Annotated in this window: 21 protein-coding genes; 15 read left to right on the forward strand and 6 right to left on the reverse strand. The window is 74.3% G+C overall.

All coding sequences use genetic code 11. The annotated features are described in order from the left end of the window. Positions 1-33 precede the first annotated feature (33 nt). On the forward strand, positions 34-546 hold the full coding sequence (mscL, locus tag AC6EXY_RS06435) for a large conductance mechanosensitive channel protein MscL (RefSeq protein WP_101831037.1): 513 nt from the start codon (positions 34-36) through the stop codon (positions 544-546). A 188-nt stretch (positions 547-734) separates the two neighbouring features. Here the strand turns inward: mscL and AC6EXY_RS06440 are convergent, their stop codons facing one another. Beyond that, positions 735-2,561, reverse strand: coding sequence for an RCC1 domain-containing protein (locus AC6EXY_RS06440; RefSeq protein ID WP_101831038.1), 1,827 nt, complete (start codon positions 2,559-2,561; stop codon positions 735-737). Positions 2,562-2,629: 68 nt separating this feature from the next. Between AC6EXY_RS06440 and AC6EXY_RS06445 the strand changes: the two genes are divergently transcribed. The 3 genes from AC6EXY_RS06445 (at position 2,630) to AC6EXY_RS06455 (ending at position 6,188) form a co-directional block, all read left to right on the forward strand. Further along, positions 2,630-2,824 carry a hypothetical protein gene (locus tag AC6EXY_RS06445; RefSeq protein ID WP_165818298.1) on the forward strand — a complete coding sequence of 65 codons (195 nt, stop codon included), beginning with the start codon at positions 2,630-2,632 and terminating at the stop codon, positions 2,822-2,824. Positions 2,825-3,036: 212 nt separating this feature from the next. Next, on the forward strand, positions 3,037-4,656 hold the full coding sequence (locus AC6EXY_RS06450) for a phytoene desaturase family protein (protein ID WP_499816863.1): 1,620 nt from the start codon (positions 3,037-3,039) through the stop codon (positions 4,654-4,656). A 197-nt stretch (positions 4,657-4,853) separates the two neighbouring features. Next, on the forward strand, positions 4,854-6,188 hold the full coding sequence (locus AC6EXY_RS06455) for an FAD-dependent oxidoreductase (RefSeq protein ID WP_499816862.1): 1,335 nt from the start codon (positions 4,854-4,856) through the stop codon (positions 6,186-6,188). Here AC6EXY_RS06455 and AC6EXY_RS06460 read toward each other — a convergent pair. Next, positions 6,156-7,061, reverse strand: a complete 906-nt coding sequence (locus AC6EXY_RS06460) for a Rieske (2Fe-2S) protein (protein WP_499816861.1) — start codon at positions 7,059-7,061, stop codon at positions 6,156-6,158. The two genes, AC6EXY_RS06455 and AC6EXY_RS06460, sit on opposite strands and share 33 nt — an antisense overlap. Positions 7,062-7,294: 233 nt before the next feature. On the opposite strand from AC6EXY_RS06460, the gene AC6EXY_RS06465 reads away from it, so the two are divergent. Then, positions 7,295-7,417 carry a hypothetical protein gene (locus tag AC6EXY_RS06465; protein WP_499816859.1) on the forward strand — a complete coding sequence of 41 codons (123 nt, stop codon included), beginning with the start codon at positions 7,295-7,297 and terminating at the stop codon, positions 7,415-7,417. A 13-nt stretch (positions 7,418-7,430) separates the two neighbouring features. Here the strand turns inward: AC6EXY_RS06465 and AC6EXY_RS06470 are convergent, their stop codons facing one another. Continuing rightward, a complete protein-coding gene (locus AC6EXY_RS06470) occupies positions 7,431-8,312 on the reverse strand; it encodes an SDR family oxidoreductase (protein ID WP_101834449.1) in 882 nt (293 codons plus the stop codon). Positions 8,313-8,398: 86 nt separating this feature from the next. On the opposite strand from AC6EXY_RS06470, the gene AC6EXY_RS06475 reads away from it, so the two are divergent. Together AC6EXY_RS06475 and AC6EXY_RS06480 are read left to right on the forward strand one after the other, a co-directional pair. Continuing rightward, a complete protein-coding gene (locus tag AC6EXY_RS06475; RefSeq protein WP_101834451.1) occupies positions 8,399-8,977 on the forward strand; it encodes a TetR/AcrR family transcriptional regulator in 579 nt (192 codons plus the stop codon). Between the two features lie 39 nt (positions 8,978-9,016). Next, positions 9,017-9,298 carry a hypothetical protein gene (locus AC6EXY_RS06480; RefSeq protein ID WP_101834452.1) on the forward strand — a complete coding sequence of 94 codons (282 nt, stop codon included), beginning with the start codon at positions 9,017-9,019 and terminating at the stop codon, positions 9,296-9,298. Between the two features lie 18 nt (positions 9,299-9,316). Here the strand turns inward: AC6EXY_RS06480 and AC6EXY_RS06485 are convergent, their stop codons facing one another. After that, entirely contained in the window at positions 9,317-11,929 is a 2,613-nt protein-coding gene (locus tag AC6EXY_RS06485; RefSeq protein WP_499816858.1) for an EAL domain-containing protein, read from the reverse strand. A 289-nt stretch (positions 11,930-12,218) separates the two neighbouring features. Between AC6EXY_RS06485 and AC6EXY_RS06490 the strand changes: the two genes are divergently transcribed. From AC6EXY_RS06490 to AC6EXY_RS06515, 6 genes are all read left to right on the forward strand, one after another. Beyond that, the gene (locus AC6EXY_RS06490; protein WP_243407990.1) at positions 12,219-13,445 is read left to right on the forward strand and encodes an EAL domain-containing protein; all 1,227 of its coding nucleotides are present in this window, start codon (positions 12,219-12,221) and stop codon (positions 13,443-13,445) included. Between the two features lie 157 nt (positions 13,446-13,602). Further along, positions 13,603-16,077 carry a carbamoyltransferase HypF gene (gene hypF / locus AC6EXY_RS06495; protein WP_499816857.1) on the forward strand — a complete coding sequence of 825 codons (2,475 nt, stop codon included), beginning with the start codon at positions 13,603-13,605 and terminating at the stop codon, positions 16,075-16,077. Positions 16,078-16,147: 70 nt separating this feature from the next. Then, positions 16,148-16,417, forward strand: coding sequence for a DUF1876 domain-containing protein (locus AC6EXY_RS06500; RefSeq protein WP_101834458.1), 270 nt, complete (start codon positions 16,148-16,150; stop codon positions 16,415-16,417). Between the two features lie 190 nt (positions 16,418-16,607). Beyond that, entirely contained in the window at positions 16,608-17,054 is a 447-nt protein-coding gene (locus tag AC6EXY_RS06505) for a universal stress protein (RefSeq protein ID WP_101834460.1), read from the forward strand. 309 nt (positions 17,055-17,363) lie between these two features. Further along, complete coding sequence (locus tag AC6EXY_RS06510; protein WP_499816856.1) at positions 17,364-18,287, forward strand: universal stress protein; 924 nt, start codon at positions 17,364-17,366, stop codon at positions 18,285-18,287. A gap of 406 nt (positions 18,288-18,693) precedes the next feature. Then, positions 18,694-18,831 carry a hypothetical protein gene (locus tag AC6EXY_RS06515; RefSeq protein WP_499816855.1) on the forward strand — a complete coding sequence of 46 codons (138 nt, stop codon included), beginning with the start codon at positions 18,694-18,696 and terminating at the stop codon, positions 18,829-18,831. A gap of 283 nt (positions 18,832-19,114) precedes the next feature. Here the strand turns inward: AC6EXY_RS06515 and hglS are convergent, their stop codons facing one another. After that, a complete protein-coding gene (gene hglS, locus AC6EXY_RS06520) occupies positions 19,115-20,569 on the reverse strand; it encodes a 2-oxoadipate dioxygenase/decarboxylase (protein WP_499816854.1) in 1,455 nt (484 codons plus the stop codon). A gap of 80 nt (positions 20,570-20,649) precedes the next feature. Between hglS and AC6EXY_RS06525 the strand changes: the two genes are divergently transcribed. Continuing rightward, positions 20,650-22,626: a M13 family metallopeptidase gene (locus tag AC6EXY_RS06525; protein ID WP_101834464.1), complete on the forward strand. Its 1,977-nt coding sequence runs from the start codon at positions 20,650-20,652 to the stop codon at positions 22,624-22,626. Positions 22,627-22,803: 177 nt separating this feature from the next. Here the strand turns inward: AC6EXY_RS06525 and AC6EXY_RS06530 are convergent, their stop codons facing one another. After that, a complete protein-coding gene (locus tag AC6EXY_RS06530) occupies positions 22,804-24,975 on the reverse strand; it encodes an acyl-CoA dehydrogenase family protein (protein WP_101834466.1) in 2,172 nt (723 codons plus the stop codon). 404 nt (positions 24,976-25,379) lie between these two features. On the opposite strand from AC6EXY_RS06530, the gene AC6EXY_RS06535 reads away from it, so the two are divergent. Further along, on the forward strand, positions 25,380-26,159 hold the full coding sequence (locus AC6EXY_RS06535; protein WP_101834467.1) for a crotonase/enoyl-CoA hydratase family protein: 780 nt from the start codon (positions 25,380-25,382) through the stop codon (positions 26,157-26,159). Positions 26,160-26,183 lie beyond the last annotated feature (24 nt).

The raw sequence follows: 26,183 nt of genomic DNA on the forward strand, positions 1-26,183 counted from the left end.
CAGGTCCCCGTCGGAAGCGCTAAGGAGTAGTCCGTGTTCGGCTTCAGGAAGGTCGTCGACCGTGGCCGGGGAGTGGTCGAACCGACCACTCGACTCATCCGTCCCGGCCTAACCGGGTTCAAGCAGTTCCTCATGCGGGGGAACATCGTCGACCTCGCGGTGGCAGTCGTCATCGGCACCGCCTTCACCGCCGTGGTGAAGGCCTTGGTCGACAACCTGCTCACGCCGCTGATCGCCGCGATCGGCGGCAAGCCGGACTTCGCCGGCCTGCGGTTCACGATCCACCACAGCGTCTTCCGCTACGGCCTTTTCCTCAACGCCCTGGTCACGTTTATGATCGTCGCGGCAACCGTCTACTTCTTCGTCGTCCTGCCGATCGCGAAGGCGAACGACCTGCGCCGGCGCGGCCATCCGCAGCCCGAGGCGGAGCCCGCGATCAGCGACGAGGCCCGCCTGCTCACCGAGATCCGCGACCTGCTCGCCGGCGCCGCTCCCCGACCCCCCAGCCAGGGCACCGAGGCCGGCGCCGTCCTCGCCGCCGAGTAGCCCCGCGCCCTCGCGTGCACCACGGCGCCGAACGCCGCCCGGCAGTACGGTCGCTGGGGATCGTGACGTTTGGTTTGTGAGCCTGGGCGACCTGGCGTCGAGGGTGACAGCGAGTCCGTCCTCGGTCAGGTGAGCGCCATGCCCGGCAACCGCTGACCGGACGAGGGCCGCACCAGGGGATCGCGGTGTCAGCGGACCTCGTCGCCGCCGGGAGAGATGGTGGTCACGCCACCAGGGGCGTTGTGATGGACGGTGATGTTCTTGTTCGATCCGGGCCGGCCGTCGATGGTGGTCCACCAGACGACGCAGGAGTCGCCGACCGGCAGCGTTGCGGGGCACTCGTTGGTGACCGCGGCGGTGCTGTTCTCCGCCGCGGTGACCGAGCTGATCTCCAGCGGGGCAGTGCCGGTGCTGATGATCCTGATGGCGGTGCAGTGGTTGCAGCCCGGCGGGACGGCGGCCGACTCCCAGAAGATGCCCGGCCCGGTCGGCGCCTCGATCGGCACCGTGACGGTGCGGCCGCCGGTGGCGCCGGTGCTGTCGGTCACGGTCGCGGTGGCCCGGTAGTTGCCGGGGGTGCGGTAGACGTGGGTCGCCGTCGGGCTGGAACCGGGTCCGGCGATGGTGCCATCGCCGAAGTCGAACGTGTACGAGACGAGGGGTGCCGCGCCGGCCGCTGAGCCGGCCGCGTTCGCGGTGACGCGGGTCGGGGCGAAGCCGCGGGGCGGCGTGACGGACAGCCGGGCCGACGGCGCGCCCCGGCCGGGTCCGTGTCCCGGGCGCGGCCGGGCGGATCCCAGGGCGTACCCGGTCTGGAAGCCGGCGCCGAGGGCGGTGACGGGCACCGGCAGGGCGACCTGAACCGGTGTGAAGCTGGTGGTGGTGGTGCCGTCGCCGAGCTGGCCTTGGTCGTTGGCACCCCAGGCCCAGGCCGTGCCGTCCACCCGCACCGCCTGGGCCCAGTACTCGCCGGCCGTCACGGCGCGCACGCCGCCGAGCCCCTCGACCTCGACGGGTGCCCGCCGGTCGACGGTGGTGCCGTCGCCGAGCTGGCCGGCCCCGTTGTACCCCCAGGAACGGACGGTGCCGTCCCGGCGGACGGCGTATGCCGAGCTCCATCCGGCGGCGAGGGAGACGACCTGATCCAGCCCGCTGACCTGGACGGGCACGCTGCTGTCGGTCGTGGTGCCGTCGCCGAGACCGCCGAAGTAGTTCCAGCCCCAGGAACGCACGGTGCCGTCGGCGAGGATCGCGTACCCGGCGCCGCGTCCGGCGGCGATGCCTCTCACCCCGGTCAGTCCGCTGACCTGCACCGGAGTGGAACTGGCGGTGGCGGTGTTGTTGCCGAGCTGCCCGTTGCCGCCGCTGCCCCAGGCCCAGACCGTGCCGTCGCGGCGCAGGGCATAGGTGGTCCAGGTCTCGGCGGCAAGGGCTGTCACGTCGTGGAGACCGTTGACCTGGACCGGTGTGGAACTGTCGGTGGTGGTGCCGTTGCCCAGCTGGCCGGCGATGTTGAGACCCCAGCCCCAGACGGTGCCGTCGCGGCGCAACGCGTAGGCGGACTCGTCGCCGCCGGCGATGGCGGTCGCCTCGGTGAGGCCCTCGACCCGCACGGGCGTGGCGTGATCTGTGGTGGTGCCGTCGCCGAGCTGGCCCACACGGTTGGCGCCCCAGGCCCAGACGGTTCCGTCGCGGCGCAGGGCGTAGCCGGAGGAGGACCCGCCGGCGATCGCCGTGACGCTGTCGACCCCGGCGACCGGGAAGGGGCGATGCTCGTCGATCCGGCCGCCGTTGCCGAGCTGGCCGGCCCAGTTCGCACCCCACGCCCATGCCACCCGGGCGCCGGAGGCCGGCGGGGGCACGTCGGCGCCCGCCGGTCCGTGACCGGGTGAGAGCGCGGCCTGTCCCGCGAACGCCGCGGTCGGCGTCAACGCGACGGTGCACCCGACGACGGCGGTAACGAGCGCGCTGGCTCCCGTTCTCCACGGACGGCGTGTCCTCGGCAGTGCGGCCATCACCAGTACTCCTCGTTCGGACGGGCGCAAATCTGACGCGGAGTGTAATCGCATGACTCCTATGTGTCGTGCATCCTGGTGAGGTGTCTCCGCGGGTCGTCGCCGACGACGGCGGCGAGCCGGGTCCGGGCGCCGAGCGCGGCCCCGGCGACCGCCGCGTTGCCGGCGCCGCCCACCCGGCTGGCCGCCCCACCGTCCACAGGATCGGCCAGGCCGCGGAGAAGGCCGTCGACGCGGTCCGCAACGCCGTCACCCCCGGCTGACGCGCCGATCAGGTGCCGGCGGCCGCGCCGCTGGTGGGGCTGGAGGGATCGCCGAACCCGTCGTGCCCGAGCCGCGCCCGCCTCCCGTGCCGCCGGCGATGAGGTAGACGGGGGTAGGAAACGGTTATGGACGGTCTGGACCGTGACGATGTCTCGCCGCCGCCCCGTGAGGGCCGTCGCGGGGCGGCCGGGACCTGAGCTGGAGGGCGGCCGTGGCCGACGCGATCGTGATCGGTGCCGGGGTGAACGGGCTGGTGGCGGCGAACCTGCTCGCGGACGCGCGGTGGGACGTCATCGTGTGCGAGGCGGCGGACGAGCCGGGCGGCGCCTGCCGGTCGGCCGAAGCGGTCGCACCCGGGTATGTCACCGACCTGTTCAGCGCCTTCTATCCGCTGACCGCCGCGTCCCCGGTGATGCGCGGGCTCGGCCTGGAGGAGCACGGCCTGCGCTGGTCGCGGGCGCCGAGCGTGCTCGCCCATCCCACCGCGGACGGCAGGTGCGCCGTGCTGTCGACGGACCTGGACCGCACTGCGGAGTCGCTCGCCTCCTACGCGGCGGCGGACGGGCCCGCCTGGCGCGCGCTGTTCGACCGCTGGCGGACGGTCCGGGAACCGCTGGTCGAGGCGCTCGTGGGGGTGCCGTTTCCGCCGGTGCGCGCCGGAATCCGGTTCGCCCGGGCGCTGGGAGCGGCGGGGACGTTGCGGTTCGCCCGGTTCGCCACCCTTCCGGTGCGCCGGTTCGCGGAGGAGGAGTTCGCCGGCGACGGCGCGGGCCTGTTGCTGGCGGGCAACGCCCTGCACACCGACCTCGCCCCGGAGGCGGCCGGGTCGGCGCTGTTCGGCTGGCTGCTGACAATGCTCGGCCAGGACGTGGGCTACCCCGTCCCGACGGGCGGCGCGGGCCAGCTCACCGCGGCGCTGGTCCACCGCCTGCGCGTCCGCGGTGGAATGGTGCGCACCGCCTCGCCGGTCGCCGGCGTCCTCGTCCGCGACGGCCAGGCGCAGGGCGTCCGGCTGGCGGACGGCAGCACGCTGCGGGCCCGGCGTGCGGTCATCGCGGACGTGAACGCGGTGTCCCTGTACCGGCACCTCGTCGCCGCGGAGCAGCTACCCGCCCGACTGCTCGATGATCTCGCCCGGTTCCACTGGGACAACTCGACCTTCAAGGTCAACTGGGCGCTCCGCGGCCCGATCCCCTGGTCGGACCCGCGGTGCGCGGATGCGGGCACGGTCCATCTCGGCGGCACGATGGACGATCTGACGCTGATGTCGGCGCAGCTCGCATGCCGGACGATTCCCCACGACCCGTTCCTCGTGATCGGGCAGATGACGACCGCCGACCCCACCCGCTCACCCGCCGGCACCGAGAGCGCCTGGGCCTACTTCCACGTGCCGCAGGAACCGCGCGCCGACGCCGGCGGTGAACAGATCACCGGCCGCTGGGGGCCCGAGGACGTCGCCCGGCTCGCGGACCGGGCGGAACGCAGGATCGAGCGGATGGCACCCGGCTTCCGTGATCGCGTCGTGGGCCGGGACGTCCAGTCCCCGCTGGCCCTGCAGGCGGCGAACGCCGCCCTGCACCGGGGCGCGCTGAACGGCGGCACCGCCGGGCTGCACCAGCAGCTGATGTTTCGGCCCGTGCCGGGCCTGGGCCGGCCGGAGACCCCGGTGCGCGGGCTCTACCTGGCGTCGATGTCCGCGCACCCGGGCGGTGGCGTCCACGGAGGCCCGGGCGCGATGGCCGCCCGCGTGGCCCTGCGCACGGCCGGGACGTTCGGCCCCGTGCGCCGCGCCGCGGTCCGGGCCGCGCACGCCCGGATCTACGCGCCGTGACCGTCAGGGCCGGCCGAGCGCCGCCTGTTCCAGGCGCCGCGGGGTCTCGACGGGACGACGCTCGGATTCCTGGCCGCCGACCCGCGCCGGGCGGTCCGCGGCGCCTGGCTCTGACGGCGTGAGTGGTCGTCAACGGGGCAGAACGGCCCACGAGGGGAGCCACCCCGGCGTCACCCGACGAGGTCAGGGGAGCCGTGATGGAGACAACCGGGCTGTCCGGGTCGCGCGTCGTCGTCGTCGGCGGCGGGCCGGCGGGGATGATGCTGGGACTGCTGCTGGCCCGGGCCGGCGTCGAGGTGGTGGTGCTGGAGAAGCACGCCGACTTCGCCCGCGACTTCCGCGGCGACACGATCCACCCGTCGACGATGGCCGTGATGGACGAGCTGGGCCTGCTCGAGGAGTTCCTGCGCATCCCGCACACCCGGGCCGACGACCTCACCATCCGGGTCGACGGCCGCGCGCGGCGCTTCGTCGACTTCCGCGGGATGCACGTGCCGTGCTCGTACATCGCGCTGATGCCCCAGTGGGACTTCCTGGACTTCCTCGCCCGGCACGCGGCGGCCTACCCGACGTTCCGCCTGGCGATGCGGACCCGGGCCACCGACCTGCTCTGGGACGGCGGGCGGGTCGTCGGCGTGCGGGCGAGCGGACCGGGCGGCGACGCGGAGCTCACCGCCGACCTGGTGGTGGCCACGGACGGCCGGCACTCGATCATCCGGGCCCAGGCGGAGCTGCCGGTGCGCACCCGCGGCGTGCCCTTCGACGTGCTGTGGTTCCGGCTACCGAAGGGCGACAGCCCCGGCGACGCGACGTTCACCCTGGCGCACGTCCGGGACGGCAGCGCGCTCATCACCCTGGACCGCCGCGAGTACTGGCAGTGCGGGCTGGTCGTCCGCAAGGAGGCCCTCGACCGGCTGCGGGCCGACGGCCTGCCCGCCTTCCGCGCGCACATCGCCGCCGTCGCCCCGGTCCTCGCCCCGGTGGTCGCCACGATCATCGACTGGGAGCAGGTGAAGACGCTGGTCGTCCGGGTGGACCGGCTGGTCCGCTGGTACCGCCCCGGACTGCTGTGCATCGGCGACGCGGCGCACGCCATGTCGCCGGCGGGCGGGGTCGGCGTCAACTACGCCGTCGCGGACGCGGTGGCGACCGCGAACCTGCTCGCCGCCCGCCTGCGTGACGGTCGGGTCCGCCCCCGCGACCTGCGCCGGGTGCAGCGCCGCCGCGGCTGGCCGGTGCGCCTCATGCAGCACATCCAGACGGCGCAGGGCGCGCTGGTCGGCCGCATGCTGCCCGGTGTCGGCGCCCCGGCGGCCCAACCGGCGCCCGACCGCCGCGCATCGTGGGCGGGTCGCGGGGTGAGGCGGCTGTGGGGGCGGGTGGGGTCGCCGGAGGTCGTGGCCGTCGCCGGGCGGCGGGCCATGGGGCGGCTGATCGGCCTCGGCTTCCGCCCCGAGCACGTCCGCACCCCCGACGTGTTCGGGGGTGCGGGACGCGGGTCAGTGCCGGCCGGCGAGCACCCGGTCGGGTGACGGGCTGACGGGATTCGCCCGCAGCGCCCGGATCTCGGCGCGGCGCAGCTCGACCCGCCCGTTGACCTCGCGCACGGCGTACACCGGCTGCGGGCGGGTCGCCGGGCCCTGGACGACCTCGCCCGTGGTCAGCGCGAACCGGCTGCCGTGCCATGGGCACTGGACGCAGTCGCCGTCGCGGCGGCCCTCGCTGAGCGGACCGCCCCGGTGGGTGCAGCGGTTGCCCAGCGCGACGATCCGGCCGTCCACCCGGGCCAGCAGCACCGACACCCCGCCGACGTCGACGCTGCGCGGCGTCTCGGTGACCTCGGCGGCCGCCAGCACGTCCGTCCAGTCGGCGGGGCCGTGCTGGAACGCGGTGGTGTCCACCCCGACGCCCTGCGCGTAGGCGAGATGGCCGCCGAGCCAGCCGCCGACGCCGAGCGCGCTCGCTCCGGCGAGGCCCGCGAGCACGCCGCGCCGGCCGCGCAGCCGCGCCCAGAAGGACGCCGCGTAGCAGCCGATGCCGATGATGTTGGAGGTGGCGTGCACGAGCCCGACCCGGCGCTCGGCCCCGGCCGTGTCCAGCCAGTCCGACCAGCCGGCCAGGGCGGCGGGCGCGGCCGACAGCAGCCCGATGCCGACGAGCCGGCGCGCGGCCGGGCGCACCCGGGCGCCGCCGGTAAGGTCCAGCAGGGTGGCGCTCAGCAGGGTGCCGGCCGGCAGGATCACGGCCGCGGGGTGCAGCGGATGGCCCAGCGCGCGGCCGCTGAGAACGTCACGTGCCCGTGGGGACCGCAGCCGCGCCGACCAGAACCCGGCGACGCGCTTCGCGACCGGATCAAGTTCCCGTCGCCGTTCGAGCCTCTCGAGTACCCGCTCGGACCCGCCCATGTCGACCCCTTCCTGAGACGTCCACGTCCCCGCGGCGTCCGGTGCCCTGCTCCCCGCCGACGCCCGGGTGCGCAGGCCGCTTCCCGGCGCGCGGTGGCGCGCGCCGCCCCCCGCGCATACCCGCGCCCGCGCCTCGCACACGCCCGCGGACGCCCGGGCGACCCGCGCCGGTCAGTAACGGGTGCTCGCCGTCGAGCGAGTCCGCGACCGCCGGCGGCCTCGGCGCCGCCGCAGTGGCCTACGCGGTCGACGAGCGCACCGCCGCCGAGGCGGCGCTCGACTTCTTCAGCACCACCCTCGCCCGCCCCCTGCGCGCCCTGACCACTGCGGCCGCCGCTCCCGCCGGCGCCCGGTAGCCCCGCCCGCGCGTCAGGGCTGGAGGTTCTCCAGGTCGTCGAGCAGGCTCGGGTGCTTCGGCTGCCAGCCGAGCGCCGCCCGGGTGTGGGCGCTGGACGAGGGCTGGTCGGCCGAGAAGATCCCGCCGAGCGGGCCGTAGGTCTGCGCCGGCACCGATCTGACGGGCAGGCCGAGACGCCGGCCGATGACCGCGACGATGTCGCGGACCTGGTCGCCCTCGTCGGCCACGGCGTGCCAGGACGTCCCGGCCGACGCGCACTCCAGGGCGAGCCGGAGGAGGACCGCCGCGTCGAGGGCGTGCACGGCAGGCCAGCGCTGCGTGCCGTCGCCCGGGTAGCCGGCGACGCCGGTCCGGCGCGCGATGTCGGTCAGTATGCCGGCGAAGCCACCCCTGCCCTCGTTGTGGACCGTGCGCGGCAGCCGGACGGCCGTGCTCCGGACCCCCTGCGACGCCAGGCCCAGCACCGCCGCGACCGCGCGACCGCGACCCCCGACCGGCCCTTCGATCACCGGCGGATCGGCTTCGGTGGAGACGCGGCCCGCCGCGGCGGGCGTCCCCGAGACCGTGACGAACGGGCGGTCGCTGCCGACGAGTGCCTCCCCCAGAACGGCGAGAGCGGCCCCCTCCTCGGCAACCGACGCCGCGACGGACTCGGCGGTGCTGAAGTCGTGGTGGAAGGCCAGATGGATCACGCCGTCGACCTGACCCGCGCCGGTGCGCAGGACGGCCAGATCCGCGAGGCCGCCCGGCAGCGGCTCGGCGCCGGCCGCCTGCAGCGCCCGCGCGGACGCGTCGGAGCGGGCGAGCGCGAGGACGGTGTGGCCATTGCCGAGGAGCTCGGCGACGACGGCGGAACCGATCAGACCGGTGCCACCGGTGACGAGGACGCGCATGACGGACTCTCCCGCAACGATGGGACTCTTGTCCCGTCACCGTATCAGGGTGATGGGACAAAGGTCCCATCGCCTATGATGGTCCCATGGGACGGTGGGAGCCGGGAGCGCGCGAGCGCCTCGTCGTGGCCGCCGTCGACCTGTTCACCGAGCAGGGCTATGACGCCACGACGGTCGCGCAGATCGCCGAGCGCGCCGGGGTCACGAAGAGCACCTTCTTCCGGTACTTCCCCGACAAGCGCGAGCTGCTGGTCGCCGGGCAGGAGACGCTGAGCCGCCTGCTGGCCGAGGGGATCGCCGAGGCCCCCGCGGCCGCCAGCCCACTACAGGCGGTCGCCGTCGGCCTGGAGCGCGTCTCCGGCGCGATGGGCCCGCTGAATCGTGAGCTCGCGCCCCGGCTGAAGGCGGCCGTCGCCGCCAGCACCGAACTGCGGGCGCGTGACGCCCTCAAGAGCGTCAGCCTCGCGGCCGCGATGGCCACCGCGCTGGTCGCCCGCGGGGTGCCCGAGTCGACCGCGGCCATCGCCGGTGAACTGGGCGTCCTCGCCTTCCGGCGAGGGTTCGCCGCGTGGTCGGAGGGCGACCGCGCCGACGGGGACGAGCTCGCTCACCACACCCTGGCCGCTCTGGACGAACTGCGAGCGGCGAGCGCGTCCCTCGGCTAGCCGCTTCGCCTGGCCGTTCGTCAGTGGGACGACGGTGATTTGGCCGCGCTGGCACAGGCCACCGGCGTCCCCCTCGACACGGTGCTGCAGGACAATCCGCGGCTGACGAGGGACGGCCACTGCGGCGACGGCGAACCGGAGATTTTTCTTCCCGGGTTCCACAGCACCCAGGCGGTCGTCGACAGCGGCGGCGAGTTCGAGAGCTGGGACCTGATCGCCGCCCAGAACGGCGTCGACGTCGCCGTCCTGCGCAGGGTCAACGGCCCCGTCGGCACCGAGCCCGCCCCGGACGGCTGGGTCCTCGTCCCCGACCAGAACTGACCCATCCCGGCGAGCCGGCTACCGGACGTCGACGTGACCGTTGGCGGAGTGGTGGTCGGAGGTGTCCGGTGGCTCGGGGGACGGGTCGTGCGCGCGCTGGGTGTGGAGGCGGTGCAGGCGCAGGAGGGTGTAGCGGGCCGCGGCGGCGAACAGGGTCGCCGAGCGCAGGATCGGCGGGTCGAGCGCACCCATCGGCCGGGTCCAGCGCACGGTGATCAGACCCAGCCGCCCGCCGACGTCGGGCAGCGGGAGCACCAGCGCCGAGCGGATGTTCAGCTGACGCACGTTCTCGGCGGGGATCAGCGAGGACTCGGCGGCGTTCGGGATGAACATCGGATCGCGCAGGCGGGCCAGCATGCGCAGGCCGGTGTGCTCGTCCGCGGTCAGTGGGATGCCGACGCGGGTGAACGGCTCGGTGCCGTCGGTGTGCGAGGAGCCGGCCGCGTGGAAGACGGCCGCGCCGGGCAGGTCGGCCAGCATCACGCCGACGGCGTCCGCGCCGGTCAGGGAACGGACCACGTCCGCGGTGAGGCTCGCCGCGGTGGGCAGGTCCTGGGGTCGCCAGAACTGGTCGAGGTCACGCAGGGCGGCCGTGGTCTCCTCGCCCATCAGCCGTTCCCGGCGGGCGTCGAGAAGGTGCATCGTGTGCGCGGCCAGCGCGTGCAGCCCGGCGCGTTGCCCGGCGGTGAGCCGGCGAGGCCGGGGGTCCTGCACGCACAGCGCGCCGAGGGCGTTCCCGCCGCGGGTGCGCAGGGGGACCGCGCAGAGGAAACGGGCCCGGGCCGGATCCCGGCGCGACGCGGCGGCGAAGCGCGGGTCGGCGACCGCGTCGGGGACCTCGAGATCGTCACCGGCGCCGACGGCGTGCGAGGCCGCCCCCACCCGCGCGGCGGACTCCCCGGCCCCCGCGCCGGCCGCGCACCACTCGCGGTCGGCGTCGACGAGGACGAGGCGGCCGCGCGCGCAGTCGGCGAGCTGGGCGGCGAGCGTGGTGAGGCTGTCGAGCGCCGGTTCCGCGGGCTCGTCGAGGATCCGGTAGGTGCGCAGCGCGGCGCACCGGTCCGTCTCGTCGGGCGGCTCGGGGGCCCGCCGGCCGCCCTCCGGCACCGCGCCTCGGGCCGCGTCAGCCCTCTCCGCCGCGTCAGCCCTCTCCGCCGCGTCAGCCCTCTCCGCCGGGTTGGCACCGCTGGCCGGGTTGGCACCGTCGGCCGCGCTGGTGTCCGGCCGCCCGGCCGCGGGTGCGTCCGGGGATTCGCCGGGTCCGGCGGCCCGTGGCGGGTGGGCCACGTACGCCGGGATGTCCTCGGGGCGCCCGGGCGCGGGGGAGAGCAGGGCGGTCAGCTCGTCGGCGGGGCGCGGCGGGGACAGCGCGACGCCCTGCAGCAGGTCGCAGCCGAGTTCGGTGAGCAGGCGCTCGCTGTGCTCGTCCTCGATGCCCTCGCCGACGACCCGCAGGCCCAGCCGGTGCCCGAGGTCGATGACCGACTGGACGATCGCGATGTCGGGCATGCTGCCCTGGGCGTCCGACACGAACCCCCGGTCGATCTTGATCTCGTTGAACGGCAACGCCTTGAGGATCTCCATGGAGTTGTAGCCGGTGCCGAAGTCGTCCAGGGACAGCTGCACGCCGCGGACCCGCAGCCGCGCCAGCATGGCGGCGGCGTGGGCGGGCCGCGGGATGAGGGCCTCCTCGGTGATCTCCAGTGTGAGCACGTCCGGGTCGAGGCCGTGGGCGGTGAGGCGCTCGTCGACCACCCGGGGCAGGGCGTCGTCGGAGAGCACCCGCGGGGAGACGTTGACCGAGACGCAGACCGACAGCCCCCGCCGTCGCCACTCGGCGCACTGGCGCAGCGCCTCGTCCAGGACCCACCAGGTCAGGTCGACGATGAGCGAGGACCGTTCGGCCATCGGCAGGAACGCCGCCGGCGCCAGCAGGCCGTGCACCGGGTGCCGCCAGCGCACCAGTGCCTCGACGGCGGTGGTCCGCCTGGTGGCCGCCTGGCGCATCGGCTGGTAGTGCACCACCAGCTCGCCCTCGCGGATCGCGGACCGCAGCTGCGCGTGCAGCTCCCATTCCCATGACTGGGCGAGGGCGACGTCGGGCGTCCACACCCCGATCCGCCGCCCGGCGCGCCGGGCCTCGCACAACGCCGCGTCGGCCCGCGCGAGCAGCGTGTCGACCTCCTCGCCGCACGAGGGCGCCGCGGCCAGCCCCGCCGTCGCCTCCACCTCGATCTCCATGCCCCCGATCCGCATCCGGCCCGTGAGCTGGCCGAGCATCGCCTGCGCCAGCCCCTCCGGGGTCGGGTCGACCCGCGTCGACGCCGCCGGTGCGGCGGGTGGCCAGCGCAGCAGGACCGCGAACTCGTCGCGGGTGATGCGGGCGGCGGACAGCGGCCGTGGACGCGCCATGCGCAGCCGGCGGGCGAACGTCGCGATCAGCTCGTCGCCGGCGTCGTAGCCGAGCGCGATGCTGATGTCCCGGGCATGGTCGAGCTCGACGGCCATCAGGACGACCTGCCGACCGGCGCTCAGCATCCGGGCAAGGGCCGGATCATACGTCCGCGCCAGGCTGGCACGGGTCTGCAGTCCGGTCAGGCTGTCCGTGTGCAGGCCCTTCCGGTTCGTCACCAGTCCCCCCACGGGGTGCCGCGCCGCTCGCCCACCGGCACGTCGCGCGAGGACCGGGCAGACCGGTGGCGGACCCCGAAGGCGCGGACCCACCCCGATGTCCTTCCCGGTCCGCGCCGTGGGAACACCGGCTCGTGGCCTCGTCGCGGTCGCGCACAAGGAGGAGCTGACGATCTGGTGTGGTGGTGATTACTACGGGTAGGTCGCGGGTGTGGAGGAGTCGGCGTGGTGTGGCCCGTCGCGGTCGGGGGGCCAGGCGCAGGCGCCGTCGCAAGGGGAACCATGGACGGTGCTCGTCGATCTGCTGGAGGTCCTGCGCCGCAGCCTGCGCATGGACCTGGCGTGGCTCGGGCGGCTGTACGACGACGAACTGGTGCTCCAGGTCGCCAGCGGCGACCTCGGCCGGTTCGGCCTGAGCCTCGGCCGTCGGCTCAGCCGGGACGGCTCCCTGTACGCGAAGGTCCTCGACGGTGACCTTCCGTCCTTCCTGCCCGACGTGCGCGGCGATCCGCGCACCCGTGACCTGTCGGTGGTCCGGGAGCGCGGCATCGGCTCCTACGCCGCGACGCCGATCAACGACTCGGAGGGCCGGGAGTACGGCGTGCTGGGATGCGTCGCCAGGAAGCCGTGCCCGGCGCTGCGCGACGGTGATCGCGGGATCCTGCGGCTGCTCGCCACCTTCCTCACCGAGTTCGTCATCGACCTCCGCCAGCTGTGGAACGAGCGCAGCGCGGTCTGGAGCCATCTGCGCGAGTGTCTCGACCAGGGCGCCCCGGAGGTTGTGTTCCAGCCGGTCGTCGAGCTGAGCAGCGGCCGCGTCGTGTGCGTCGAGGGGCTGGCGCGGTTCACCGCGGACGGGCAGGAGCCGCAGAACATGTTCGCCGCCGCCGCGGGTGTCGGCCTGCGGCGCGAGCTGGAGCTGGCGGCCGTGCGCAACTCGCTGCGGGCGCTGTCGGACGTGCCCCGCGGCGTCCTGCTGAGCGTGAACGCCTCGCCCGACACCGTGGTCCGGGGTCTGCTCGACCTGGTCCTCGCGACCGGGACGCCGGAACGGGTCGCGGTGGAGATCACCGAGCACGAGCACATCGGCGACGACCACGACCTGCTGCTCGCCACCGAGATGCTGCGGGGGCACGGAACGCACATCGCGGTGGACGACGTCGGCAGCTGCTACTCGGGGCTCGAGCAGCTCCTCCACCTGCGTCCCGACGTCATCAAGATGGACGGCTACATCACCCGGGGCATCGAGGCCGATCCGGCCCGCCGTGCCGTGGCGGCGGGACTGGCCAGGGTCGCCGAGGAGATCGGCGGATGGGTGGTGGCGGAGGGCATCGAGACGCGCGCGGAGTTCGACGCCGTCATCGAGGCGGGCATCCCCTACGGCCAGGGCTTCCTGCTCGGCCGTCCCGCCACGTCGGTGAGGGCGGCCTGCGCCGGGCTGCGCCTCCCCGACGGCGTCGCGCCCCGTGCCCAGCCCGCCGGGCACGTCCACGACGGGCTCTGCCCACGGCTGTGAGGCAGCGCCCGCGGCCTGGCCGGAAGGCTCGTCAGTCCCGCTGGCCATGGATCACGGCATGGGGGCACGCCGCGCGAAGGATCATCTCCTGAACCACGTCGCGAGTCGGCCCGAACGGCCCTTGTGACACGGCCGGCCGGGACGCAGACTGCGCGTCATGCACCAACAGGACGACCGTCCCCCCGACCGGGCCGGGCCGGTGGCCCCGCGGATGGCCCAGCGGCTGGAGGTGCACGGAACCGTGCAGGGCGTCGGGTTCCGGCCGTTCGTCCACCGGCTCGCGACCGGTCTCGGCCTGGACGGCTGTGTCCGCAACGACGACGGCCGGGTCGTCGTCGAGGCCGCCGGGCCGGCCGACGCCCTCGCCACGCTCGCCACCCGCCTGCGCTCCGACGCGCCACCGCACGCCCGCGTGACCGCCGTGCACGCCACGGGACCGCCCTCGCCGCCGCCGAGCCCGGGTTCCGGATTCCGGGTCGAGACGTCCGCCCGGCGTGCGGCCGGCGGCTCGCGGCCGGAGGTGCGGGAGATCCCACCGGACCTCGCCACCTGCCCGGCCTGCCTCGCCGAGCTGCTCGACCCGCGGGACCGACGCTTCCGGTACCCGTTCCTGACCTGCACCGACTGCGGGCCGCGCGCCACCATCATCGACGGCCTTCCCTACGACCGGGAACGCACCACGATGCGCGCGTTCCCGATGTGCGCCGACTGCGCGCGCGAGTACGCCGACCCGGCGGACCGCCGCTTCCACGCCGAGCCGATCGCCTGCCCGCACTGCGGCCCCCGGCTCACCTGGTGGTCCACTGACGTCGATCCGGCCGCGCCGGCCCAGGCCCACGGCGAGGACGCGCTCGACGCCGCGGTCACGCTGATCCGCGCCGGCGGCATCGCCGCGGTCAAGGGACTCGGCGGCTACCAGCTGGTGTGCGACGCCGCCTCGGGCACGGCCGTCGCCCGGCTACGTGCCCGCAAGCATCGTCCCGCCAAGCCGTTCGCGGTCATGGTCGCCGACCTCGACGCGGCCCGGCTTCTCGCCCAGGTGGACACGGCGGAGGCCGAGCTGCTCACCGGCGCCGCCCGCCCGGTCGTGCTCCTCGACGCCGGCCGTCGCCCCGGGCCGGCCCTGGTGCCGGCGCCGGCGCTGGTGTCGGCGCCGACGTTGGCGGACGAGGTCACGGCGGGTGCCCCGCGGCTGGGCGTGTTCCTGCCGACCACGCCGCTGCACCACCTGCTGCTCGCCGAGGTGGGCGGCCCGCTGGTCGTCACCAGCGGGAACCGCGCGGACGAACCGATCGCCATCGCCGACGCCGACGCCCGCCGACATCTCGGCCCGGTGGCCGACGGCTTCCTGGGTCACGACCGGGCGATCCGCTCCCGGTACGACGATTCCGTCGCCCGGGTGGTCGCGGGCCGGGCCACCGTGATCCGCCGCGCCCGCGGCTACGCGCCGTGCCCCCTGCCGCTCCCGCACGCCGCCTCCCGGCCCGTGCTCGCCGTCGGCGGCCAGCTCAAGCACACGTTCACCCTCGCGGCCGGCCCGACGGCGGTCGTCGGGCCGCACACCGGCGACCTGGCCTCGCCGCCCACGCTGGCCGCGTTCGAGCGCACCCTCGCGCAGCTGTCCGCGGTGGTCGGGATCACCCCCGAGGTGGTCGCCCACGACCTGCACCCCGACTACCTGTCGACCCGCCACGCCGAACGGTTCGCCGCCGACCGGCGGATCCCCGTGCAGCATCACCACGCGCACGCCGCGTCCTGCGCCGCCGAGCACGGCGTGACCGGCCGGTTCATCGGCGTCGTCTACGACGGCCTGGGACTCGGCGACGACGGCACGCTGTGGGGCGGCGAGGTGTTCGTCGCGGACCTGGCGGCCTACCGGCGCGTGGCCCGCTTCGCCCGGGCACCGCTGCCCGGCGGCGCCGCCGCGATCCGCCGCCCCGCCCGCATGGCCCTGGGCTACCTGTTCGGCGCCGAGCAACTCGGCGACGGCGATCAGGACGGCGACCTCGGCCGGTGGACCGGCGGCCCGCACCTCGCCGCGCCACTGCTCGATCGCCTGCCGGCGGGCGAGGCGGCGGTCATCGCCAGAATGATCCACCGACGGGTGAACACGCCGGTCGCCTCCAGCGCGGGCAGGCTGTTCGACGCCGCGGCGGCACTGCTCGGGCTGCGCGACGACATCACCTACGAGGGCGAGGCCGCCCTGGCCCTGGAAGCGGCCGCCGGCTCCCACGACGGCGATGGCTCCCACGACGGCGATGTCGGTGGCGAGCTGCCCTGGCGGCTGGCGCGCGAGGGGGAGCTGCTCGTCTACGATCCGCGGCCGACTCTGCGGGCCCTGCTGGACGGCCTCGCCGACCGTGTCGATGTCGGGATCCTCGCCGCCCGTTTCCACACGACGATCACTGCCGTCACGGTGGCGCTGTGCGAGGACGTCTCCCGGCGGCACGGCCTGCGCACGGTCTGTCTGTCAGGCGGCGTGCTGCACAACCAGCGCCTGGCCGCAGGCGTCGTCGGCGCGCTGGCGGACGCCGGTCTCGAACCGCTGCTGAACGAGCGGGTGCCGGCGGGCGACGGCGGGCTGAGCTACGGCCAGGCCGCCGTCGCCGCCGCGCGGATGACCGGGAGGTGAGGGGGCAGGCTGTGCTCTGGAGACGGAGCTCTGGAGACGGAGCTCTGGAGGCGGAAGGTGGTGGGGTCTCATGATCCGCGAAGACACCTGGACGGTGGAGATCTTCCTGTCCGAGGACGAGGGCGAGACGCGAGCCGACGCGATGCTGCGGTGCGGCGCTGGCCAGGAGGTGCTGGCGTCCGGGGTCGCCCGGTGCGATCCCGACGACTACGACATTCCGGAGATAGGCGCGGAGGTGGCGGCGTCACGAGCACTGGCGGAGCTGGCGCGCAAACTGCGCAGAACGGCTGCGGACGACATCCAGACCGTGACCGGCACGCGCGCGCGGGTGCACCCGTGAGAACCGGACGCGCGGGCGGTCACGGTGGCGGAGCCGGAAAGGACACGAAGTGCGGAACACCCTGCCGAAGGTCCCGTGCCTTCCGAGCAAAGGTTGTGCGCGGACCTGCACAAACGTCCCCTGATCGCCATCCTCGGATACAGGACAGTCGTCGGTGCGGGGAACAGGAGCAGAGCTGAGGAGTGCGGCGATGGGTGGAATCGTGGTCGGAGTCGACGGCTCGGCGGACGCCGACGCGGCGCTGCGGTGGTCGATGGCCGAGGCGCGACGACGGAAGGCCCCGCTCGTCGTGCTGCTCGCCTGGGACCCCCGGCACTGCCCGCCGGCCGTGACGGGAATGGCCGGCGGCGTCGACGTCACCGCCTTCGAGAAGGCGGCCAGGGCGTTGCTGGACGACTGCCTCGACCAGGCACATGAGGACACGGTGGGCCTGCGGGTCGAACCGGTGCTGGTCGAGGACGCGCCCGCGCGCGCCCTGATCGGGCAGTCCGGCGACGCGAGCCTCGTCGTGGTGGGATCGCGGGGCCGCGGCGGATTCACCAGCCTGACGCTGGGCTCCGTCAGCCACCAGTGCGTCCACCATGCCGCCTGCCCGGTCGCCGTCGTCCGGGCGGGACTTATGCAGAACTCCGCATGAAGATCAGGAGTTTTCGCTCCGTTCCAAATGACCAATGCCTTTCCTGGTGCCCGAGGGCACGGGAACAACAAGGGACGTAGTGGTTGGGATACGTCCACCTCGGCCTGGGCGTGGACGGCCGGGTCGGCTTCCAGGTGCACGAGTTGGCGAACCCGCCGAGGCTGGCGATCGACATCGCCTCCTGACAGGCCTCCCGACAGGCCTCTTGAAGATCATCATGGCGGGGCTGCTCCGCGCTCGCCCATCCGGGCCACTGCGGGGACGCTGGAGGCGGGTCGGGGCAGCCGCCGCCCGGGAACGGAGGGTGTGATGGCCGGCATCGTGGTGGGTGTGGATGGTTCGCGTGACGCCGACGCGGCGCTGCGGTGGGCCGTCGGCGAGGCCTGGCTGCGGGGCGATCGTCTTGACACCGTCCTCGCCTGGGCACCGGACGACTGTCCCCGGGAGGTGCGGGAGCGCGCCTACGCGCCCGGCTCGCACAGCGTCGAGGGCGCCGCCCTGCGGGTGTTGCAGGACTCGGTCGCCCGGGCGCGCGATCCCCGCCGGCCCGTGCCCGTCACGGAACGCGCGGTCTACGCGGACGCCGCCGAGGCGCTGCTGTCCGCGTCGTCGACCGCGGACCTGCTGGTCGTCGGGCTCCGGGGGAGCAGGCGACTGCACCGCTACCTCGTGGGCTCGGTGACCGCCGCCTGCCTGCACGAGGCGACGCGTCCCGTCGTCGTGGTGCGCGCCGGCACCGCATCCGCCGCCGACGCCGCATCCGCCGCCGGCACCGCATCCACCGCCGACACCGATTCCGCCGCCACGGCACCGGTGGTGGTCGGGGTCGACGGCTCGGCCACGTCGTTGAACGCGCTGCGCTGGGCCGCCGCGGAGGCGGTCCTGCACGCCGCGCCCCTGCACGTCGTCCACGCCTGGCTGCCGACCCTCGGCCTGCATCTCGGTCAGCACGCCGACACCGACCGCGAGGCGATCGAACGCACTGTGCGGCAGGCGCTCGACGACCACGTCCGCGCGGGCCTGGCGGAGGTGCCCGATATCGACGTCGACATCCGACTCGCCCTCGGCGGTTCCGCGACGACGCTGCTCACCGCCGCGGCGGCCGCCCGCCTGCTCGTGCTCGGATCCCGGGGTGCCGGTGGCTTCACCGGCCTGCTGCTCGGGGCGACCGCACACCAGTGCGTCCACCACGCCCACTGCCCGGTCGTCGTCGTTCCCGACTCCGCCCGGTAGTCGCTTCCGGGTTGTTTCGGGCTTGCATTCGGTACCCAGGTACGCGCTGGCGGCGTGACCCTGCACCGTCGACGCCGCGCGGCCATGGCCCGCGCCATCACCAACGGCGACGTCTCCTGCGGCTGCGGCGACCGCGCCTGCTAAAGATCCACGAGAATCGAGACGACAGTGCATCAGTCCTGGTAGAAGGGTGATCTGCTGATCGGAGGGCTGGCCGTCTGTCTGCCAGATCTTCTTCTGGTCGGACACGGCGATGAGGCACAGCCATAGGCAGGTGCCGGCGGCGAGGCGTCCGGACCAGCGGCGGATCGCGTCTCCGAGTACCTCGGCGGGCACGTTGTCGGCGTTGAGGGCGAGATCGGCGAGTTCCGCGAGGTCCTCGGCGTCCTCCTCGGTGGGTGTTGCGGTGGCGGGCGGTGTGGCCGTGTCCGGCTCGGTGCCGGGCGGGGTGGTGCCGGGCGTGGTGGTGGGTGGGGGTGTGGGGTCGGGCGTCATGGTGGTCACCTGGTTCAGGGGTGCGCGGACGATCATCGGACGGGTCTGATCGTCGCACCCGTCTCCGACAGTTTTTTGCCTTGGCGCAAAGGCTCCGGTCGGGTTTGGACGATCACCAGAAGGGCGAAAAACGGTGTTACCGCGGGAACGTGCGGACCGATCGATCGGTCGGTGAGGGCCGGCCAACCGGAGAGTGGACACAGTGACGCACGAAACCCTGCTGACCGTCGGGACCGGCCGGGGCAATCGGACGGGCTAGCGGATGGTGTGGCGCGTGACGGGCGGGTATCCGCGTCCCGGAGGTTGCACAGGGAGGACGCCGCCGGCCGAGCTCAGGGGGCGTCGTCTCCAGGGGACACGGTCACGGGGAGGAGGCGACCGGGCAGGCCCAGCTGTTCGGCGACTCGGGCAACGGAGTCCCGCCGCAGGCGGTCGTACAGGGTGTGCGGATCGTGCAGGGGGCGGCCGAGGGCGCCCGCCAGCCAGGCGGCGTCCAGCTCGGTGCCGGGGGCGGCGGCGTCGCGGCGGCCGGCGGTGTCGAGGTTCGACTGGAAGATCCCGGCGGCGGAGCGGGGCAGGAAGTCCTCGTACACGATCGGCTCAGCACGGATCCAGCCCTGGTCGAGCAGGTCGGGCAGGGTGAGCGGGGGTGGGCCGCCGGGGTGGCGTCCGTCCGGCTCCACCGTGTAGGTGAAGTAGGCCAGGTCGTGCTGGGCCAGCGCGGCCTCGCTGGCGGGCACCCGACGGTTCCACAGCTCCGCGGCGAGCCGCGCCCGCTCAGGGGCGGGGACCGGGGCGGACCGGGTCGCGTCGGCGACGGTCTCCTCGACCTTGGCGGTCAGCTCGTCGTAGAGGGCGTGGCCGCGGACGGTGGCCGCGATACCCCGCGACTCGACCTCGCCGAAGCGGACGCGCACCGTGCCGTGGGTGATCGTGCCGTCGGGTTCCCGAAACGGGCGGTGCTCGGCCAGGGCCCGCATGGACGTCTGGCGCAGCAGCAGGTCCGGGCCGGCCCAGCGGGGCGGGCCCTGAATGGTATCGATCATCTCCAGGCCCCGTCCGCGCATCACCGCGTACAGCTCGTCGATGTCGAGGACGCGTGGCGTCAGATGGTTCAGGTGTGTCGTGCGGCCGGCGCCGATGTCGGCGGCGACGGCGCAGACCCGGGACAGCTCGGTGAACCACGCGCGGTCGACCGGCTCCGGCGACAGCCGCAGCGCGTCCGTCGCCAGCGCCAGGAAGGACTCGGCATCCGCAGGGTCGAGTCCGTGCCAGGCGATCGCCCGGTCGGCGAGGTCCAGCAGCAGCGGGGGGAACAACGTCCGATCGGCCAGGGCATGGTCGAGACGGCGGCCGAGATCGGCGGTGAAGAAACGCCGGTCGCCGGGAACCAGCATCGAGGTGAACACCCGGAACGGGCCGCGGGCCAGTTCCGGCGGGTCGAGCGGCCGAAACGCCGTGGCGACGACCGGCACCGCACGCGTCGCGGCCTCGCGCAGGTCGTAGAACCCCACCGGATACATGCCCATCGCGGCGAAGATCCGCCCGACCTGGGACAGCTCGCGCGGTGTGCCCACCCGGATCGCTCCGTGCCGCTCGTCACCCACCCGGGACAGGTCGCCGAGGCGCTCGGCCCGCGCGCCCTGGCTGCCCAGGACCCGCAGGTTCACCTCCCGGGTCGCGGCGAGCAGCGTCGGGTAGGCGGGGACGTCCCGTCCGAACAGCTCCGACAGCCGGCGGGCGAACGCGGCGCGCAGCTGATGGGGCTCCCACCGCACCTCGGGCACCTCTGGTCCCTGCCCGCCGGGCCGCGCCGGAACCCCGTGGACCTTTCCTGAACGCCGGATCGAATGGAGACTGTCGGTTCGTGAGCATTCTCGACGACGCCCGCCCGGGCATGGACCTCGACGTCCGACCGCAGGACGACCTCTTCGGCCATGTGAACGGCCGATGGCTCGCCGAGACGGAGATACCGTCCGACCGTTCGAGCTGGGGCCCGTTCGTGCAGCTCGCCGACACCGCCGAGCGGCAGGTCCGCGACATCATCACCGACCTCGCGTCCCAGCGCAGCCCAGCCGGCCAGCGCAGCCCAGCCAGCCAGGACGAGGACGCCTGGCGGATCGGCGCGCTCTACCAGTCCTTCCTGGACGTCGAGACGATCGAGGCGCGCGGGCTGGACCCGGTGCGGCGGCTGCTGGACGCCGCGCGCGGGCTGGGTGACATCGGCGAGCTCGCCGCGGTGCTCGGCACGCTCGAGCGCGCCGGCGGCCACGGACTGTTCGGCACCTACGTGGACACCGACGACCGCGACTCCGACCGCTACCTGGTCAACGTGCGCCAGGGCGGCCTCGGCCTGCCGGACGAGTCGTACTACCGCGACGAGAAGTACGCCGAGATCCGCGAGCGGTACCTCGCCTACCTGGCCCGCATCCTCGACCTGGGGGAGCACCCCGACCCCGAGGGCGCCGCGGGGCGCATCCTCGAACTGGACACCCTGCTCGCCAAGGGGCACTGGGAGCGGGCCGAGACCCGCGACGTCCAGAGGACCTACAACCTGATGACGGTCGAGGACGTGAGCGTGCTCTGCCCGGCCTTCGCCTGGGACGCGTACGTCAGCGGCCTCGGTGGGCAGCTCACCGGCCCGCACGCGACGCTCGCCGAGGTGTGCGTGCGGCAGCCGTCGTACCTCGCGCACCTGTCGACGGTGCTCGCCGACACGCCGATCGAGACGTGGCGGGACTGGCTGGCGGCCCAGGTGCTGCGCGCGACCGCGTCCTACCTGCCCGACGCGTTCGTCGAGGCCCACTTCGACTTCTACGGCCGGACCCTCAGCGGCACGCCCGAGCTGCGGGCCCGGTGGAAGCGGGCGGTGTCCTTCGTCCAGGGCGCGGTCGGGGAGGCGGTGGGGCGGGAGTATGTCGCCCGTCATTTCCCGCCGCATGCCAAGGCGCAGATGGACGAGCTCGTCGCGAACCTGCTCGCGGCCTACCGCATGTCGATCTCCCGGCTGGACTGGATGACGGAGGAGACCAAGCGGCGGGCGTACGAGAAGCTTGACACCTTCCGGCCGAAGATCGCCTATCCCGACCGGTTCCGGGATTACTCCGGCCTGCGGGTGAGCCCGGATGATCTGATGGGCAACGCCCTGGCCGCCGCCGCTTTCGAGACCGACCGGCAGCTCGCCAAGATCGGGACGCCCGTCGACCGGGACGAATGGCTGATGCTCCCGCAGACCGTCAACGCCTATTACAACCCGGGCACCAACGAGATCTGCTTCCCGGCCGGCATCCTGCAGAAGCCGTTCTTCAGCGCCGAGGCCCACCCGGCCGAGAACTACGGCGGCATCGGCGCGGTCATCGGCCACGAGATCGGCCACGGCTTCGACGACCAGGGCGCCCAGTACGACGGCGCCGGCAACCTCAACGACTGGTGGAGCGCCGCGGACAAGGCGGCGTTCGAGGTGAAGTCGGCGAAGCTCGTCGAGCAGTACAACGCGCTCGAGCCGCGCAACCTGCCGGGGGAGAAGGTGAACGGCGCGCTCACCGTCGGCGAGAACATCGGCGACCTCGGCGGCCTCACCATCGCGCACCAGGCCTACGGCCTCTCTCAGGGCGGCGAGGCGCCGCGCGACGACCGCCGCCGGCTGTTCCTGAACTGGGCCCACGTGTGGCGGATGAAGCGCCGGATCGAACTCGAGCGGCAGTACCTCACCATCGATCCGCACAGCCCGCCCGAGCTGCGCGCCAACATCGTCCGCAACCTCGACGAGTTCCACGAGGTCTTCGACACCGCTCCCGGCGACGGCCTCTGGCTCGACCCCGCCGACCGCGTCCGCATCTGGTAGCCCGCTTCGGCGATCTCGACGCCACCGAACGGGGCGGCCAGGCCGAGCGCGTAGTGGTTGACGCCGATGGTTCCGGTCTCGACGCGGTCGGCCAGGGCGGGCGCCGCGGCCGCGATCGCTGGGCCGGGCCGCGCCGCGGGTGGCCCGGAACTGGGCCACCCGGGCCGGTCGGCGGTTCTACTTCTGCAGGGGGTCGCGGGGCAGGCCTAGGATGCGTTCGGCGATCTGGTTGCGGGTGATCTCCGAGGTGCCGCCGGCGATGGTGAGGCCGCGCCAGGCCAGTGCGAGCCGACCGGCGGCCTCGCCGGGACCCTCGGCGAACGCGGCGGCGGGGCCGGCGAACGCCAGGGCGAGGTCGGCGCTGGACCGGGCGCGTTCGGCGAGGACGAGTTTGGTGATGTTGCCTTCCGGGCCGGGTCCGTCGCCGGTGACCGCTCGGGTGGCGCTGCGCAGGTTCAGCGCCCGCAGCGCGTGGCCTGTCGCGAGGTGGCCGCCGACCCGTTCGGCGGCGGCCGGCACCCCGGCGCCGTGGGCACGGTAGAGGCCGAGGAGGTCGTCGACGTCGAAGTCGCCGCCCCCGCCGCCCCCGCCGATGCTGACCCGTTCGTTGCCGAGCGTCGCCCGCGCGACCGTCCAGCCCTGGTTCGGCGTGCCGACGACGTCGGCGTCGGGGACGAACACGTCGGTGAGGAACACCTCGTTGAACTCCGCCGAGCCGGTCGTCTGGCGCAGCGGGCGGACCTCGACACCCGGATGCTCCATGTCAATGATCATGATGGTGATGCCGGCGTGTTTGCGTGCCGTCGGGTCGGTGCGCACTGTCGCGAAGCCCCGCCGGCACAGGTGGGCGCCGCTGGTCCAGACCTTCTGGCCGTTGACGAGCCAGCCGCCCTCGACCTTCTCGGCCCGGGTGCGGATGCCGGCCGCGTCGGAGCCGGCGGCCGGCTCGGAGAACAGCTGGCACCACATCTCCTCCTGTGCCAGCGCCCGGCGCACGTACCGCTCGACCTGGTCGGCGGTGCCGTGCTGGACAAGGGTGAGGATCACCCAGCCGGTGATGCTGTAGAACGGCCGGGTGACCCCCGCCTCGTCGAACTCCTGGTCGATGACGAGCTGCAGGCCGGCGGGCGCCTCGATGCCCCACGGCCGCGGCCAGTGCGGCTGGACGTAGCCGGTCTGGATGAGCCGCTCGCGCTGTTCGGCGACGGGCAGCGCCGCGAGCTCGCGGGCCAGCGCCCGCACCTGCGGACGCCGGGCCTCCGCCTGCGGGGGCAGCTCCAGCGACGACTCCCGCACCGCCCCGGCGAGCTCCAGCCGGGTGACATCCGCGGCGGCGGCGGAGGGGTCGAACACGGCGCGCAGGGTCGTCGCCCGCCGCAGCAGCAGGTGCGCGTCGTGCTCCCAGGTGAAGCCGATGCCGCCGTGCACCTGGATGTTCAGCGAGGCGTTGTCGGCGAACCCCGGGACGGCCAGTGCCACCGCCGTCGCCGCCGCCAGCGCGAACACCTCGTCGGACGCCCCGTCCCCGGCGGCGCGGGCGGCGTCCCACACCGCCGCGGTGCCAAGCTCGGCGGCGACCAGCATGTTCGCCAGATGGTGCTTGACGGCCTGGAACACCCCGATCGGCCGGCCGAACTGCTCGCGCACCTTCGCGTACGCGGTCGCGACCTCGACCGTCTCCAGCGCCCCGCCGACCGCCTCGGCCGCGAGCACCGTGCGGGTCAGCGCCTCGGCCCGCGGGCGGGCGCCGACGAGCACGTCGCCGGCGGCGACCGGGACCCGGTCCAGGCGCAGCCGGGCCGAGCGGCGACCCGGGTCGAGCGCCGCGGGCACCTCGGCCGACACCCCCGGCGCGTCCGCCGCAACGATCACCACGTCGTCCCCGGCGACCAGCACGAACAGCGACGCCAGCGCGCCGCCGAGCACCACCGGCACCTGCCCGGACAGCACCCCGTCGGCCAGGCGCAGGTCGCCGAGCAGGCCCACGGCGGCGACCGTGTCCCCGCCGGCGAGGCCCGGCAGATGGCGGGCCCGCGCCGTCTCGTCGCCGCACGCGGCGATCACCGCGGAGGCGGCGACGGTGGGCACGAACGGGCCGGGCGCGACCGCGCGGCCGAGCTCCTCGACGACGACCACCAGCTCCTCGAGCCCGGCGCCGCCCCCGCCGTGCTCCTCGGGCAGGTGCACGCCGAGCAGACCCAGGTCGGCGAACTCCTTCCAGAAGCCGGGCAGCGGCGCGTCCGCCGACTCCAGTAACGCGCGGCCCGCGGCCCGCGCCTCGTGCCGCGTCAGCAACGCCCGCGTGGTGCGGGCCAACTCCCGGTGTTCCTCGCTGATCGCGATGGCCATGACCTGCTCTCCTTCGACCCGGTAGGGACAACCACAGTGGTCCCAGTAACAGTGGTCCCAGTAACAGTGGTCCCAGTAGCGGACAACCCCGATGGTGTGACAGACAACCGATCGAGGCGCGTCGCCGCGCCCGACCCGCCGGCCGGTGGCTCCTCCACAGAACGGAAGTCCCCATGGACATCAGCGGCAAGTCCGCCCTCGTCACCGGCGGCGCGTCCGGCCTCGCGGGGAGGTGATCCGTCTCGACGGCGCCATCCGGACGGCGCCGCGCTGACCCGCGGCGCTTTTTGAGCACACTGAGTAACTTAAGTACCCTCAATGTGCGGGTGGGTGGCCCGGTGGGCCGCGGGGCGGCGCCGGGGGCGTGGTGGAAGCGTCCGCAGGAGTGGAGCGGAGGGGACGGGATGGCTGAGACAGGCGAGGCACCCGAGGTCCTGACCGAGCGTCGCGACGGCGTGCTGGTCATCACCCTCAACCGGCCGGCGGCGAAGAACGCGGCCACCCTCGGCGTCGCGCGGGGCGTCGCCGTGGCGCTGGACGAGCTCGACGCGTCCGACGAGCTGCGGGTCGGGGTGATCACCGGCGCGGGCGGCACCTTCTGCGCGGGCATGGACCTCAAGGGGTTCCTGCACGACGAGTATCCGATGATCGAGGGCCGGGGTTTCGCCGGCCTGACGATGGCGCCGCCGCGCAAGCCGCTCATCGCCGCGGTGGAGGGCTGGGCGCTGGCCGGCGGCTTCGAGATGCTGCTCGCCTGCGACATCGTCGTCGCCGCCGAGACGGCGCGCTTCGGCGTCCCGGAGGTCAGGCGGGCGCTGGTCGCCGCCGCCGGCGCCGCGATGCTGCTGCCCCGGCGCATCCCGCTCGGCGCGGCGCTGGAACTGCTGCTCACCGGCGATCCGATCGACGCCCGGCGCGCCCACGAGCTCGGCATCGTCCAGCGGCTCACGCCGACCGGCGGCGCCCTCGACGAGGCGGTGGCGCTCGCCGCCACCATCGCCGCCAACGGCCCGCTGGCCGTCGCGGTCACCAAGCAGATCGCCCGCTCGGCCGGCGACTGGACCGTCGAGGACGGCTGGAGGCGCCAGGACGAGCTGATCAACCCCGTCTTCGCCTCCGAGGACGCGCGGGAGGGCGCGAGCGCGTTCGCCGAGAAGCGCACGCCCGTGTGGAAGGGCCGCTGAGATGGCCGAGGACGCCGAGACGGG

The organism is Frankia sp. RB5 (genome assembly GCF_059816245.1).

What these genes read in the sequence shown, in the direction of transcription:
- hypF (WP_499816857.1), top strand. Translation starts at nt 13,603, where the DNA reads ATGCACCAACAGGACGACCGTCCCCCCGACCGGGCCGGGCCGGTGGCC.
- AC6EXY_RS06510 (WP_499816856.1), top strand. Translation starts at nt 17,364, where the DNA reads ATGGCCGGCATCGTGGTGGGTGTGGATGGTTCGCGTGACGCCGACGCG.
- AC6EXY_RS06505 (WP_101834460.1), top strand. Translation starts at nt 16,608, where the DNA reads ATGGGTGGAATCGTGGTCGGAGTCGACGGCTCGGCGGACGCCGACGCG.
- AC6EXY_RS06475 (WP_101834451.1), top strand. Translation starts at nt 8,399, where the DNA reads ATGGGACGGTGGGAGCCGGGAGCGCGCGAGCGCCTCGTCGTGGCCGCC.
- AC6EXY_RS06455 (WP_499816862.1), top strand. Translation starts at nt 4,854, where the DNA reads ATGGAGACAACCGGGCTGTCCGGGTCGCGCGTCGTCGTCGTCGGCGGC.
- AC6EXY_RS06530 (WP_101834466.1), bottom strand. Translation starts at nt 24,975, where the DNA reads ATGGCCATCGCGATCAGCGAGGAACACCGGGAGTTGGCCCGCACCACG.
- AC6EXY_RS06535 (WP_101834467.1), top strand. Translation starts at nt 25,380, where the DNA reads ATGGCTGAGACAGGCGAGGCACCCGAGGTCCTGACCGAGCGTCGCGAC.
- AC6EXY_RS06500 (WP_101834458.1), top strand. Translation starts at nt 16,148, where the DNA reads ATGATCCGCGAAGACACCTGGACGGTGGAGATCTTCCTGTCCGAGGAC.
- AC6EXY_RS06460 (WP_499816861.1), bottom strand. Translation starts at nt 7,061, where the DNA reads ATGGGCGGGTCCGAGCGGGTACTCGAGAGGCTCGAACGGCGACGGGAA.
- AC6EXY_RS06470 (WP_101834449.1), bottom strand. Translation starts at nt 8,312, where the DNA reads ATGCGCGTCCTCGTCACCGGTGGCACCGGTCTGATCGGTTCCGCCGTC.
- AC6EXY_RS06440 (WP_101831038.1), bottom strand. Translation starts at nt 2,561, where the DNA reads ATGGCCGCACTGCCGAGGACACGCCGTCCGTGGAGAACGGGAGCCAGC.